The following is a 12,922-nucleotide window of genomic DNA, read 5'->3' as shown; positions in this document are numbered from 1 at the left end:
CACGCAGGCGTCACCACGCGGCCGCCGGACCGCGTGCCGCCACCGGAGAGACCGCCGCCGCTCGCACTCACTCCGGCCACATGCCGGTCTTCGCATAGCGGTCGCGGTATTCCTTGGGCGTCATGCCCTCGGCCTTGCCGAACACCTTGGTGAAGTGGCTCTGCGACCGGTACGCCAGAATCTGCGCGATCTCCGCGAGTGAATACTTGGAGTACTTGAGCATGTTGCACGCGGCCTCCATGCGCTTGTCCGTGATGTACGCGGAGATGGATGAGCCGGTTTCGCGCTTGAACAGTTCGGACAGGTACGTGGGGTTGAGCCCCACGTGCTCGGCGAGCATGGCCACGGTGATCTTCTCGTGCAGATGGTAGTGGATGTAGTCGAGACATTCAACCACGGGCCGCGACTGCACGTCCTGCTTGGCGAGGTCGGCCATGGCCCAGGTGAAGAACGTCATCATGTCGGTGTGCAAGCGGCGCACCTCGTCCACGCTGCTGCAGCGGTCCATGTCTTGGATGTACAGGTCGGAGGCATTGTAGGCGTCCTCCTCGTCCATGCCGCCTTCGATGGCGAAGCGCGTGACGAGCGCGATCGACGTGACGAACAGGTATTTGGCATTGCGGACCGGGTCGTCGGATACATGCCCGTACAGGCCGGAGTCCCACATACGCACGCTTTCGCGGATGGCCTCCGGATCGCCGGCCTTCATGAGGTCGTATTGGCGCATCTCCTGCACGTAGGTGTGGTGGCGCACCCGATCCTCGCGCTGGATGAATTCGAGGTAGCGCAGTTTGGAATCGTCCACGACTGTCATGGCTTCCCTCCCCTGGCCGCAATCCTGCCTTTACGTAAATTTAACACTATCGATTGCTTTGCCAATGATTATACAAAAGATAAGAGCAAACCGGCATGCCAGCCGCGTGGCGCGTTTTCTATCATGGCAACTGCAACAAGGAAAAAACCGATGAGGAAAGGATAAGATCATGTCTGATGATGAAATGATGAACGCCATTCTTCGTTCTCGCATCTCCATGAGCGACCCGAGCGTCGCCACCTATGCCATGGCCCGCGGCATCGTCAAGGCCATCAAGCACATGCTGAACAAGTGATCTGCGGCATCCACTGACTTCTCGCGAACGGATCGACTGCCAACCATATCGGTCCGTTCGCATCCATGATTGAATTGATTCACCCGCCCCGCGCCGGCCTGTTCGGCGCGGGGCTTCTTCTATTCACACTGCATTCATCGCGGGCTGCGAAGTCGGGCGGCCAATCGACCGACCGACCCACCGCCTGCCGACCGCAGGCTAACCGATGGTGACCGGCGTACCCTTGGGCAACTGCTCGTGAATCCACTTCGCATCCGCCACCGTGAGCCGCACGCAACCGTGCGACGCCGGCTCGCCCAGCTTGACCGCCTCGGAGACGATGTAGTCCCCCGCCTCCTCGCGGGTGGGAACCGAGTGGAACAAGTACACGCCGGTGATGCGCGTCCAGTAGTCACCGCCCATATGGTCACGCGGCGTGAAGAAATGGTCCCCACCCTGACCGTTCGTGCGGAACGTGCCGTGCGGAGTGGTGTCGTTGATGCCGGTGCTGGCCACCATCTCGTAGACGGTCCGCCCCTCGGACTTCACATACACCATCTGATCCTTGAGGCTCACGTCCACGGAAATGTCCTTCATGCCGCGCAGGTCGGGCTGCACGCCGGTCGCATCCTGCCAGTTCGCGCGCACGCGATCCACCAGCGCCTGCCGCTGCTGCTTCGCCACGAGCTCGCCGTTCACCGCGGGGGCGGCCTTCCTGTCCAGCGCAACGGCCACGACGGCATGGCTTTGCTCCGCCGCCACCGCCTGCACTTCCCCATCCCGGTCGCCCGACAGTGCCGACAGCGCCACCAGACATGCCACGATGGCCGCCAGCGCCACGACCATGATCACCAGCAGCGTACGGTATTGCCTGATGGCATCCCAGAATTTGCGTGCATTCATGCTCTCGACTCTTCCCCTTGCTCCATCCCGACTGACGCACACATCATACCGCGTGCCTCCTACGCGCCGGGCGCCGGTCGCATAACCGGCCGACTTGCACTACCCCGGCAGGGAAAACGGCAACGTAGCTTTTCTTCCAAGAGCGTACTTACACGAGGCGATGAGCATTCTACGTTGCGCACCGGCTTCACCGCCCTGCGCCAAGACCGGTGGCGCGAAGCATTTTCCGAGTTGTGCGGTCGATTCTGCGGGACCGGCGAGATAGCCGCCGCGTAATTCCGGCGGTATTGCAGGGGCGATACACGGGGCAACCCGGGAAATCGACCGCACAACTCGGAATTACATGCCGCCGCCCCCACGGAAGGCCAGGACCCGACGTACGACCGGGCAACGCCCCGGCGCAGCACGGCGCAGACGCGGTTCGGCCGCCGCCCGGCATGGAGCCACATGCGGTTCAGACGCGCAACTCAGATAAGGATGCCGTCGCAGTGATCCACCTCATGCTGGATGATCTGCGCGGTGAAGCCCTCGAACGTTGCGGCATGCTCGCGCCACCTGCGGTCCCGGTAGGTGACGGTGATGCGCCGGTAGCGCATGGTCGGCCGTACACCGGCCAACGACAGGCATCCCTCCTCGGTGCGGTACGGTTCCGCCTTGGCGACGATCTCTGGGTTGAACATAGTCATCGGCCGGCCGGTTGCGTCATCGGCGAACACGATGATCCGCTTGGATACGCCGATCATGTTCGCGGCCATACCCACGCAGGCGTCCACGTGGGCGGCAAGGGTGTCCGCCAGATCGCGCGCCACGGGCAGATCGGTCTGCGCGGCGGGAGCGGAGGGCGTGCGCAGGAATGCGGGCGAGGTCATGATCGGTCGTTGCATAGGGATCCTTTCGATAAGCCGTACGGGGCGGCGGCTGACCGAGCGCCGGCCGGTCGCACAAACGCGCGGATGGCCAGCCGCCGGCCAGCCAAACAGCCGGTCAGCCGACGAGGAAGTCGAGCACGTTCATGCCGGTGCCGGTCTGGGCGCGGTACAGCTCAGTGTAGCCGCAGTTGCGGCAGCTCACGGTGATGAAGCGTTTGTTCTGAATGTCGAACACCTTGGCGAATCCGCCGCCGGTGGCCTGGAACTGATCGCTGTCGAACGAGGTGCATCCGCACTTGGCGCACACGTACTGCTGCTGTTGGGGCATTGGTCCTCCCTGACGCATTGCCTGACGTTTCGTCCATTGTCTCACGCCATGCACGAGAACATGCGGTTCAACGATTCAGCGATTCAGCGATCTGGCTGATCGTCGCTCCGGCACGTTCCTCGATCCGGTTCACCGCCTGCCCGAGCAGCAGGTTGCCCGGCACGGTGCCGATGAGGAACGCAAGCACGGCGGCGATCACCGCGGACAGCAGCGTCTTGACGACCCTGACGGCGATCTTGAACACCACGTAGGCCAGCACCGCGCCGACCGCAACGGTGATCACGCCCTTCGCTGCATCCGGCAGGGCACCGTACCACACGGCGAGGCGGTCGAAGGCGGACAGGTCGAGGTTGGACAGCGTTTCTTGCATGACTCAACCATGCCGGCCGCAGCGGACAAACGCTCAACGAGCCCGGTTTCGAGCCTTCCAGTCGTCCGCGGTGATGATGCGGAGCATCTCGTCATGGTATGCGTCAATGAGCGGGAAATACCGGTGCCTCGACTCGCCCACGGCCCTCATGCCGCACGCGGCCATCACGCGGCCCGACCGGTCATTCTCCACGTAGTGGGCGCCCCACACGGCATCCTTGCGCAGCGCATCGAACGCATAGCCGAGTACGGCGCCCAGTGCCTCGGACATGTAACCCCTGTCCCAGAACGGACGTCCGATCCAATAGCCCAATTCCAGCGCATTGCCGCCGAGGTACCTGCCGTAACGTTCATACGACGAGGAATCCGCTTCGCCGAATCCGTCAATATGCGAAAGCGGCTTCAGCTCGATACAGCCGACGGGCTCGTCGATGCCGACATTCGCCGCTGCAGTATCCGCAACGACGATGGCCCAGTTGTTCTCGGCGGAAAACACGTTACGGATCACATCCACGCTCTCTTCGAGGCTCCCGTGCGGAGGCCAACCGCACAACAATCCGATCTCCGGGTCGGAGGCATACCGGAACAACGAGGTGGCTTCGGCCATGTCATCGGCCTTCCACGGACGCAGTAGCAAACGTGCGGTTTCAATCGTCTCGCTCATTTGGACCTCCCGAACCGGCGGAATCAATGGCTCCGCATACTAACACACGGCATCTGGATATGACGAGACCCGCCCTCCTCATCCATCCTAGGGGAGCGGGTCCTGTTCCCGGCATGTCAGACTATGCGATGCAGTGTGTCACATTTCGTGTGTCAATGGCGGATTCCCGTGACGGATGACACGGGATTTGTGTCAACGGGATTGGCTTGATATCAGCCCTTGTTCACGTTGAACTTGAACTCAAGCCATATCGCCATACGGCATAGCCGGCCTTCACGCAGAGACCGGTTCTCCATGGGTGGAATACTCATACGAATGGTCATACAGGTATGTGGGAGAGATGTCGATGTCGCCGTTGCACCACGTCAGGACGCCATGGTCGATGCGGAAGTCCTCGAATGCCTTCTCGTCGCGCAACGGCGCGAAGGCCGGCGCATCATCGTACATTTCGGTGAAATCGCACAAACGCGTCTCACCGGTGGAGAACGTCACCAGCATGATGTGGTCGTCGGGGACACGTGCTGAGCGGATTTCCAACTCGCGAGAGGGCTCATCCGCATACAGGATGCCGTTCATCTCAAACATGATGGGCTTCCTTCCTTATGAAAGCGGCTTGATACGGTCGAACGGACGTCCGGACACCGCTTCGTTCCATGCCTTGTACAGCTCGTCCTCGTGCAGCACAAGCCACGCGACCACCAACTTGTACTGTTTGACGGGAAGGGAACCAGCCAAGAGCTCGCCGTCAATGCCGATGGAGGCTTTGAAGTCGCCATAGTACACATGGACGTGAGGCTTGTGATGCTCACTCTCATCCTGGTACATCATGCGAACGATGATTCCGAAGAACCGGCTCAGCTCCGGCATGTCCGCCTCCTATCCAGCTGCCTGCAGTATTGCTATGCCCTATCTTGAGTATATTTCCCAGCGGTGATGATGCGGAGCGCCGCTGCCATTGTCCAGTGGATCATTGCCTGTTTTTGAAGTAAGCGAAGAGTTGGTTGTCGTGTATGACGGTGATGGAGGTGGCGGCTCCGATTTGTGCGGTGATGAGGGCTGCTGCAAGCGAGGGCAGTTGGATGGCGGTCAGGGTGAGTGCGTTGGCTTGTCCGCTGGTCCAGCGGGCTGCGGTGTAGGTGATGGCGGTGGCCGTGAGGATTGCCGGCAGGGTCCATGCGAGGGTTTCGAGCGCGTTGGTGGCGAGGATGCTTGGGCGGGGTATCCCCATGTGCAGGTCATCGGCTATTTCGATGCGTCGCGCGCGTGCGGCCATGAGGGCAATGGCGAACGCGGCGATGGGCGTGATGAAGAGCATGATGCGGGTGATTCGCTGCCGGTAGCGAGTGTCGAGCTCGGGGTTGGTGCCGAGCATGGTGTTGGCTTGTTTGGTTTGGGTGGCTGGGGCTGCTCCGGGTATGGCGGTCGCGGTGGTGCCGAGCAGGTCTTCGGCGTCAGGGTTGGCGGGGTTGATGGTGGCCCAGCATTCGTCCCATTGCTGGCCGGCGTTGATGGGAGTGGGGGTGATGATCGCGTAGGCGATTCGTTGGTCGCGACTGTCGTCGGCCCACGGGAAGACCGCGCTGATGTGCATGACGCCTTGAGTTGTGGGCAGGTCGTCTCCTTCACGCACGTGGAGGGTGGCAGCGAGTTGGCTGGAAACCCATACACCGGGGTGGGTTTGCTGTGTCGCGCCGATGCCGAGCACGTCCGCGAGTCCCGGTGTGGCCTGCCAGGCGTCCAGAGGTGCGGATGGCATGGCTGTCAGGGTGATTTCCGCGTTGCTTTTGATAGCGCCGGCCGCTTGGATGGGATTCGTGGTGATGCCGCCCATGCTGCCGGTGGTTCGGGTGAGGTTGGCGCAGGTGGTGGGGTCGATTTGCTTGCTGCCGGAGATGATGCGGATGGCGGCCGCGCTGGTGTCCCATTGCCGGGATTCGCGCTGGAGGGAGATGATGCCGGTCAGGTCGAACACGGCGGCTCCCGTGGCGATGAGGGTGAGTATGGCGGCGCATGCAAGGGCGCGTGTGGTGCCGGTGGCGATATTGCGCCATGCTTCGGACAGGATGGCGGTCGGTTTCATCGTGTGTCGTCCTTGGTATTAGTGTCGGGGTTCGGATTGTGCCATGCGAGGTCGATGATGCGGGTGCATGCGGCCCGGGTGTTGGGGTCGTGGGTGGCGATGACGACGATCGCGTCGCCTTGCGCGAGTCCGGTGAGGGTGGAGTCGATGTCGTTGGCAGTGCGCTGGTCGAGTTGCGCGGTGGGTTCGTCCACGAGGAGGAGGTCGGGTTTGCTGGCGATGGCGCGGGCGAGCATGAGGCGTTGCGCCTCGCCTCCGGACAGTTCGCGGAACTCGCGTGCGGCGACTTTGGTCAGGCGGAACGTGCTCATGATGGCGATGGCCTCGTCCTCGGCCTGCGTGCGGTCGATACCTTGGCCGAGGAGTGGTTGGACGACGTGGTCGATGGCGGTGCGTCGCGGCATGCCGTGGGGGTTCTGGAACACCCATCGCACGCGGTTGACCCGACTGCGGCGGATGGTGCCTTCGGCTGGAGGCTCGAAGCCTGCGATAATGGACAGGAGGGTGGATTTGCCGGAGCCTGACGGCCCGCACAGTCCGACGGCCTCGCCGGTGGCGAGGGTGAAGTCGAGGTCGCGAAACAGCCAGGGGCCGTCCGCGAACCGGTGGCCCACGTGCTCGCCCGTGACCGACGGGTTTCCGTCGTCCGCAGGCCGCGCGGCGTCGGATGGTCGTGCCGGTGCCGGGTCCGCAACCGTTTCCGGTGGCAGAATGCTGGTGTTCATGCGTGTCTTCCTGTCAGTGTTGTGTCTCGGCGGGGCATTGTACGTCGTCGAGTTTGTGGCCGAGAACGACCTTGCCGATGACGTCGTCGGATTGCTCGGGTTGGATGAGCGTGGCTCCGAGCGCGGAGCCGATGACGGTGACGGGGACGGCCTTTTTGCCGTCGGGCGAGACGCAGGCGTGGGTGCCGTTCTGGCCGGTGATGGCGGAGGGCGGGACCTTGATCGCGTCGAGGGGCTGTTCGAGCGCGAGGGTGGCGGTTGGTTTCTTGCCGCCCTGGTCGGCGAGTGTGGTCTTGTAGCCGTCGCTGGCCTGGATCTGGTCGAGGAACTTCCGTTCGGAGATCCTGCCGTCGATCTTGCCGGTGTCGTCGGCTTCGATGCTGGTCTTGACACCGAAGAGCGTGAACGTGCGTTTGCCTTCCCTCAGGTTCGCGGGAGTAGGGAAGGTGACGGCGGACAGTTGTCCGCCGGTTTTCATGATTTCGGTTCCGTCCGTCAGGCTGGTGTTCAGTCCGGCCGTGCATTGGGTGGGTGTGGCGGTGGTTTGGGGTAGCCATGCCACGTCGGCCGGTCCGATCCTGCCGTCGGGTTTCGATTCGCCGGCTTGGGAGAGCATCTGGTTGACGCCGTTGGCGGTGCGCCATCCGTAGGTGCCGTTGCCTTCGGCGTTGTAGCCGAGGCGGGCGAGTTCCCGTTGCAGGGCGAGCACGTCGGGGCCGGTGTCGCCGGTTCCGATCTCGCGGTAGAGGGGCGTGTCGGTGTGCAGGGCGATGACGGGCTTGCCGTCCACGGACAGCAGTCGTTTGCCTGATTCGACCGTTTGGCCGGGCGTGCACAGGGTTTCGCTGACGGTGCCGGCGGCCCGTGAGGTGATTGGCTGTTCCGCGCTGGTTTCGAACGAGGCCTCGACGGTCCGTTCGTCGTCGAACCGTTGGCGGCTGGTCGCGACGGTGTCGGGGCTCGTGGCCGCGGCCAGTCCGTCGGGTGTGGGCGTGGGGATGATGAGGGCGGCGGCGAGCACGCCTGCGGAGAGCATGCCCAGTCCGGTCAGGATCAGCGGGGTCAGGATTCGTGTTTTCATGTGGTTGTTTCCTTTTGTCGGGATCCGGGTGGCTGTTCCGTCAGCCGATGTTGACGGCGAGGCCGGCTCCGGTGAAGCATGACTGGGCGGCGTCCGACGAGGCGTCGAACGGCAGTCCCTTGGACGTGCCGTCTCCGTTCAACGCGTTTTCGAGTTTGCGTCCGGTGTAGGAGTCGTCGACGAGGCTGCTTTTCTTCAGACATTCCACGGCGGTCTCGTATGGGTCGGCCAGAAGACCCGGATTGCCTTGCTGGAGCTGGTAGAGGGATTCGATGATCTTGCTGGTGCCCTCGGAGCAGGTGTTGGACGCCTCCATGTACTTGTTCACTTCGGCATCGGTCGACGGCACCGGTGTCACTCCGGTGGTCTGGTAGAGGCCGTTGGACAGTTTGCGGGTCTGTTCCTGCCATCCGTTCTCGGCCATGCATGCGGCCTGCTTGCCGTGCGCGGTCTCATAGTCCTCGGCGCTGATCTTGCCGGTCTTCTTGGCCCGTTGGAGCACGTCTCGCTCGAACTGGCTGAGCGTGTCCTTGGCGAGGTATTGGTCGAACAGGGCGCTCATGCTCGGCGCGATCCTCGCTCCCGATGACTGCGCGTCGCCGGTGTCATTCCCGCTCCAGGGCGTGGAGCAGGCCGTCAGCGAGACGAGCAGTCCCACGCAGGACAGCAGCGCGGCGGCCCTGCGCAGTGTTCCGTGCCGTGCGTTCGATGATGATGGTGTGGTGGTCATGATGGGGTTTCCTTTCGTCGTCCGGCGATGCGCCTTGGTTGCCGCGCCGCTCCGGAACTTGTGGCTGTCGCGTGTGTGTTATTTGGTGTTGAAGTCGGGATCGTGGTAGTCGGGCACCTTGGCCTGGCATTCCTTGATGGCCTTGTCCCGGTCCCCGTCCGTTGATCCCGAGGACACCGATCCCGAATCGTCGCCCGTCCACTGGAGCACGACCCAGTTGCCGTCCCAGATCTGCGCGGGCACTCCCGCCGCCGTGAGACAGTCGCGGTATTGTTCCGCGGCATGTTTCGAGGCCGGGTTCGCGCCCTGCGTCGCGTCGCCGCCCTGGCTGTCGGTCTTCGGTGTCGCGTCCTGCGACGTCGACGCGGACGACGCGCCGGATGACTGCGACGACTGCTGCTGGCTGCACGCCGACAGCGGCATGGTCATCATGGCGGCCAGTGTTGCGGCCGCCGCCAGTCTGAATATGGATGTGGTTCGCATGTGTTCCTCCTTTGCGGGATTCGCCGTTGCCGAGGCGATGCTTGACCCGACGGTTGCCGGACGATGCCCATTACAGCCGGCTCTTCGTGTGCGATGGGTGCGTGTCGCGCTCACCTAACGCACACCCATGCCGGGCACAATGGGGAACACGAAGGCAATCGCATGGAGGTCATGCGGGAGGAATCGGAGGCAACGGAATATGGCGAGGATTCTGATCGTCGAGGACGATGCCGACCTGTCGGCCGTGCTGGACGACTGTCTCAGACATGAGGGATACGTGACCGGCCTAGCCGGTACCGGCGTCGAGGCGTTGGATCGGCTCTCGCGGGAGGAGTACGACGTGATGCTCCTCGACCGCGACCTGCCCGTGCTCTCCGGCGACGAGGTCATGCGCACCGTGGACAGGCTGCGCATCCCCGTGCGCACGCTCATGCTTACCGCGGCCGGCAGCATCGAGGATCGGGTGCACGGTCTTGACCTCGGGGCAGACGACTATCTGCCCAAGCCGTTCGCCTACCCGGAACTCCTCGCCCGCATTCGCGCGCTCCTGCGCCGCGGCGACCAGGACGATACGCCCACCGTGATCTCGCGTGGACGCCTGTCGGCGGACACCGTCAGACGACTCGCCTACGCGGACGGCCAGCCGCTCGACCTCGCACCCCGCGAATACTCGCTTCTGGAGGAACTGCTGCGCGCCGACGGAGGCTGGATCAGCACACGCACCCTTCTCGAATCCCTATGGCCGTCCGAGGCACACGACCAGCCCGACCTCGTCAAGACCGCCGTGTACTCGCTGCGGCGCAAACTGCCCGATCCCGCGCTCATCGCATCATCACGAGGAGAGGGATACCGCATACCATGACCGATGCTGAAATAACACAACAGCCGGCCCCTAACGCCGCACGCCAGCGTAAGCCTGCCAGCTTCCGCATCCGTCTCGCCGTCACCGTGGGACTGCTCCTGCTCGGCATGCTCCTCGCCGTGATCCTCGTGCAGAACATCTCGCTCGACTGGGCGTTCCAGCATCAGGTGGACACCATCTCCACCGGGAGCAGCCAGGCCGCCATCACGACGGAACCGTCCACATCCCAGGACGGTGTTCCCGGCACGGCCGATTCCTGCAACGCGGAACCCTGTGACATGTCCGGCGCCGTGCCGGCCCCGGACATCGGACGAGCGGGTGTGGAGGGCGTGGTACTCACCGTCAGAGACGGTGTCGTGCAATGGATGCGCTACGGATCACTCGCCGTGTTCGCCGTAGCGGCGTTCCTGACCGTGCTCATCATCTGGAACCTATCGGGCAGACTCACCGCGCACCTTGACTCCATCAGCCGTCAGACCGCGCAGCTCGACCCGGAACATCCCTCCGGGCGCATCAGCCTCAACCATCCCGACGCCGAAACCGCCGGCCTCGCCGACGCGCTCAACGTCATGCTCGACCGCATCGAACAATCCAACGAACTACAACGATCGTTCATCCGCAATGCCAGCCACGAACTGAAAACACCGATCACGACCATCGGCACCAGCCTCGAGGCGCTCATGGTCCAGAATCGGTTCCCTGAGGATGTTCAACCCGCCATCCGCCACGCCATCGAAGCGAACCGCAAAAGCGGTGAACTCATCAACAGCCTGCTCGAACTCTCCCGAATCCAGACCGCGCCAGATACCGGCACCGAACCCGTGAATCCCGCCGGACTCATAAAGGATGCGCTCGAAGCCCATGACGAGGCAGCCCGATCGCGCCACCTGCGTATCGAGGCAGCAGGACTCGATGCATACGACGGCGCCCCGGTCGAAACGAACCCACGCTACCTCAAACTCGCCGTGGACAACCTCGTACGCAATGCCATCATCCACAACACCGACTGCGGTGCCGTCATCTGTGCTATCCACAACGACGGACGACATGTTGTCATCGACATCGTCAACACCACAACGCCACCGAAAAAAACAGAGACGAGCACTCCAGAAAACACGGCCGACCTCCTCCAACCGTTCCACCGGGGCGATGCGACCCGCATGGCCAGCCAACCCGGCCACGGGCTCGGCCTATCCATCGCAAAAGCCTGCACTGACGCCATCCATGCCACACTCAACGTCAGCCGACCGGCACCTGACATGTTCCATGCCCAAATAGCCTGTCTGCGTATCCACCGGTCCGCAATGCCCGGGCGAACCGCATGATTCGACTCATCCCGAATGGCGGATTCACCGTGGTGACAGTGACGATGACGGTGATATGGCGTATCTCCATGTCGTTGTCGTCAGCCGGAGTCCATATGGCGAGGTCGTTGAATGATTGGCGCAATGGATGAATATCCATGAGCGGGCGTGCATATGAGAAGACCCGCCCTCCTATTCCTAGGGGAGCGGGTCCTGTTCCCGGCATGTCGGACTATGCGATGCAGTGTGTCACATTTCGTGTGTCAATGGCGGATTCCCGTGACGGATGACACGGAATTTGTGTCAATGAGATTGGCTTGATATCAGCCCTTGCTGACATTAAATTTGAACTCGACGATGTCGCCGTCCTGCATCACGTAGTCGCGGCCTTCCTGACGGAGCTTGCCCTCCTCCTTGATCTGCACCATGGATCCGTTGGCGGCCACGAAGTCGTCGTAGGAGACGATGTCCGCCTTGATGAAGCCCTTCTCGAAGTCGGTGTGGATCACGCCGGCGGCCTGCGGGGCGGTCCAGCCCTTGTGGATCTGCCAGGCGCGCACCTCCTTCTCGCCGGCGGTGAGGAACGTCTGCAGGCCGAGGATGTCGAAGCCCACACGGGCCAGCTGGTCGAGGCCGGATTCCTTGAGTCCGGCGTCCTCGAGCATCTCGCGCGCGTCGGCCTCGTCCAAGTCTGTCAGGTCCGCCTCGAACTGGGCGTTGAGGAACACGGCGGGCGCGGGGGCCACGGAGTCGGCGAGCTTGGCCTGCAGGTCCTTGTTCTGCAGTTCATCATCGTCCACGTTAAACACATAGATGAACGGCTTGGCGGTCATGAGGTGCAGGTCATACACGGAGTCCTTGTCGAAGCGGCCTTCGCGCGCGGCCTTGTCCAGCGTTTCGCCGTTCTCGAGGATCGACTTGGCCTTCTTGACCGCGTCCATGTAGGCGGGCTCGATCTTCTTGCCCCTGAGGTCCTTCTCCAGCTTGGGCAGCGCGTTCTCGATAGTCTGTAGGTCGGCCAAGATCAGCTCGGTGTTGATCGTGTCGATGTCGTCGGCCGGGTCGACCTTGCCGTTGACGTGCACGATGTCGTCGTCCTCGAAGGCGCGCACGACCTCGCAGATCGCGTCGGCTTCACGGATGTTGGCGAGGAACTTGTTGCCCAGACCTTCGCCTTCGGACGCGCCCTTGACGATGCCGGCGATATCCACGAACGTGACGGTGGCGGGCACGATCTTCTCGGTGTGCACCAGCTTGGCGAGCACGGGAAGGCGGTCGTCCGGCAAGGGCACGATGCCGGTGTTCGGCTCGATGGTGGCGAACGGGTAGTTCTCCGCCAGCACGTTGTTGCGGGTCAATGCGTTGAACATGGTGGACTTGCCCACGTTCGGCAGGCCCACGATTCCGATAGTAAGAGACATGCTTGCTAGCCTAGC

17 protein-coding genes are annotated in these 12,922 nt (G+C 62.9%); 3 read left to right on the top strand and 14 right to left on the bottom strand.

Features of this window, described 5'->3' with window-relative positions; translation table 11 throughout:
* Positions 1-67: 67 nt before the first annotated feature.
* Complete coding sequence (locus tag AC1AZA_RS03825; RefSeq protein WP_476513408.1) at positions 68-814, bottom strand: AraC family transcriptional regulator; 747 nt, start codon at positions 812-814, stop codon at positions 68-70.
* Between the two features lie 169 nt (positions 815-983).
* Here AC1AZA_RS03825 and AC1AZA_RS03820 point away from each other — a divergent pair, with 169 nt between their 5' ends.
* The gene (locus AC1AZA_RS03820) at positions 984-1,109 is read left to right on the top strand and encodes a hypothetical protein (protein ID WP_476513407.1); all 126 of its coding nucleotides are present in this window, start codon (positions 984-986) and stop codon (positions 1,107-1,109) included.
* A 198-nt stretch (positions 1,110-1,307) separates the two neighbouring features.
* On the opposite strand, the gene AC1AZA_RS03815 is transcribed toward AC1AZA_RS03820, so the two are convergent.
* The 12 genes from AC1AZA_RS03815 to AC1AZA_RS03760 form a co-directional block, all read right to left on the bottom strand.
* Entirely contained in the window at positions 1,308-1,991 is a 684-nt protein-coding gene (locus AC1AZA_RS03815; RefSeq protein WP_476513406.1) for a L,D-transpeptidase, read from the bottom strand.
* A gap of 467 nt (positions 1,992-2,458) precedes the next feature.
* Positions 2,459-2,875, bottom strand: coding sequence for a peptide deformylase (locus AC1AZA_RS03810; RefSeq protein WP_476513405.1), 417 nt, complete (start codon positions 2,873-2,875; stop codon positions 2,459-2,461).
* A gap of 100 nt (positions 2,876-2,975) precedes the next feature.
* Complete coding sequence (locus AC1AZA_RS03805) at positions 2,976-3,188, bottom strand: zinc ribbon domain-containing protein (protein ID WP_476513404.1); 213 nt, start codon at positions 3,186-3,188, stop codon at positions 2,976-2,978.
* Positions 3,189-3,255: 67 nt separating this feature from the next.
* Complete coding sequence (locus tag AC1AZA_RS03800) at positions 3,256-3,558, bottom strand: hypothetical protein (protein WP_476513403.1); 303 nt, start codon at positions 3,556-3,558, stop codon at positions 3,256-3,258.
* A 33-nt stretch (positions 3,559-3,591) separates the two neighbouring features.
* Complete coding sequence (locus AC1AZA_RS03795; RefSeq protein WP_476513402.1) at positions 3,592-4,221, bottom strand: GNAT family N-acetyltransferase; 630 nt, start codon at positions 4,219-4,221, stop codon at positions 3,592-3,594.
* Between the two features lie 273 nt (positions 4,222-4,494).
* Positions 4,495-4,797, bottom strand: a complete 303-nt coding sequence (locus AC1AZA_RS03790; protein ID WP_476513401.1) for a DUF2442 domain-containing protein — start codon at positions 4,795-4,797, stop codon at positions 4,495-4,497.
* Positions 4,798-4,821: 24 nt separating this feature from the next.
* Entirely contained in the window at positions 4,822-5,088 is a 267-nt protein-coding gene (locus AC1AZA_RS03785; RefSeq protein WP_476513400.1) for a DUF4160 domain-containing protein, read from the bottom strand.
* 100 nt (positions 5,089-5,188) lie between these two features.
* The gene (locus AC1AZA_RS03780; protein WP_476513399.1) at positions 5,189-6,301 is read right to left on the bottom strand and encodes a hypothetical protein; all 1,113 of its coding nucleotides are present in this window, start codon (positions 6,299-6,301) and stop codon (positions 5,189-5,191) included.
* On the bottom strand, positions 6,298-7,026 hold the full coding sequence (locus AC1AZA_RS03775) for an ATP-binding cassette domain-containing protein (RefSeq protein WP_476513398.1): 729 nt from the start codon (positions 7,024-7,026) through the stop codon (positions 6,298-6,300). The genes AC1AZA_RS03780 and AC1AZA_RS03775 overlap by 4 nt, the downstream gene beginning before the upstream one ends.
* Before the next feature lie 13 nt (positions 7,027-7,039).
* Positions 7,040-8,107: a peptidoglycan-binding protein gene (locus tag AC1AZA_RS03770; RefSeq protein ID WP_476513397.1), complete on the bottom strand. Its 1,068-nt coding sequence runs from the start codon at positions 8,105-8,107 to the stop codon at positions 7,040-7,042.
* A gap of 40 nt (positions 8,108-8,147) precedes the next feature.
* Positions 8,148-8,837: a hypothetical protein gene (locus AC1AZA_RS03765; RefSeq protein ID WP_476513396.1), complete on the bottom strand. Its 690-nt coding sequence runs from the start codon at positions 8,835-8,837 to the stop codon at positions 8,148-8,150.
* A 78-nt stretch (positions 8,838-8,915) separates the two neighbouring features.
* Positions 8,916-9,320 (bottom strand): hypothetical protein, encoded by a 405-nt coding sequence (locus tag AC1AZA_RS03760; protein WP_476513395.1) that lies wholly within the window; start codon positions 9,318-9,320, stop codon positions 8,916-8,918.
* 199 nt (positions 9,321-9,519) lie between these two features.
* On the opposite strand from AC1AZA_RS03760, the gene AC1AZA_RS03755 reads away from it, so the two are divergent.
* Together AC1AZA_RS03755 and AC1AZA_RS03750 are read left to right on the top strand one after the other, a co-directional pair.
* Positions 9,520-10,182: a response regulator transcription factor gene (locus AC1AZA_RS03755; protein ID WP_476513394.1), complete on the top strand. Its 663-nt coding sequence runs from the start codon at positions 9,520-9,522 to the stop codon at positions 10,180-10,182.
* Between the two features lie 119 nt (positions 10,183-10,301).
* On the top strand, positions 10,302-11,507 hold the full coding sequence (locus AC1AZA_RS03750) for a sensor histidine kinase (protein ID WP_476513393.1): 1,206 nt from the start codon (positions 10,302-10,304) through the stop codon (positions 11,505-11,507).
* 302 nt (positions 11,508-11,809) lie between these two features.
* On the opposite strand, the gene ychF is transcribed toward AC1AZA_RS03750, so the two are convergent.
* Positions 11,810-12,907 carry a redox-regulated ATPase YchF gene (gene ychF / locus AC1AZA_RS03745; RefSeq protein WP_476513392.1) on the bottom strand — a complete coding sequence of 366 codons (1,098 nt, stop codon included), beginning with the start codon at positions 12,905-12,907 and terminating at the stop codon, positions 11,810-11,812.
* Positions 12,908-12,922 lie beyond the last annotated feature (15 nt).

Source organism: Bifidobacterium sp. LH_389, assembly GCF_056357235.1.
Note: the sequence above shows the minus strand (reverse complement) of the source record. Positions and strands in the feature narration are given on the sequence as shown.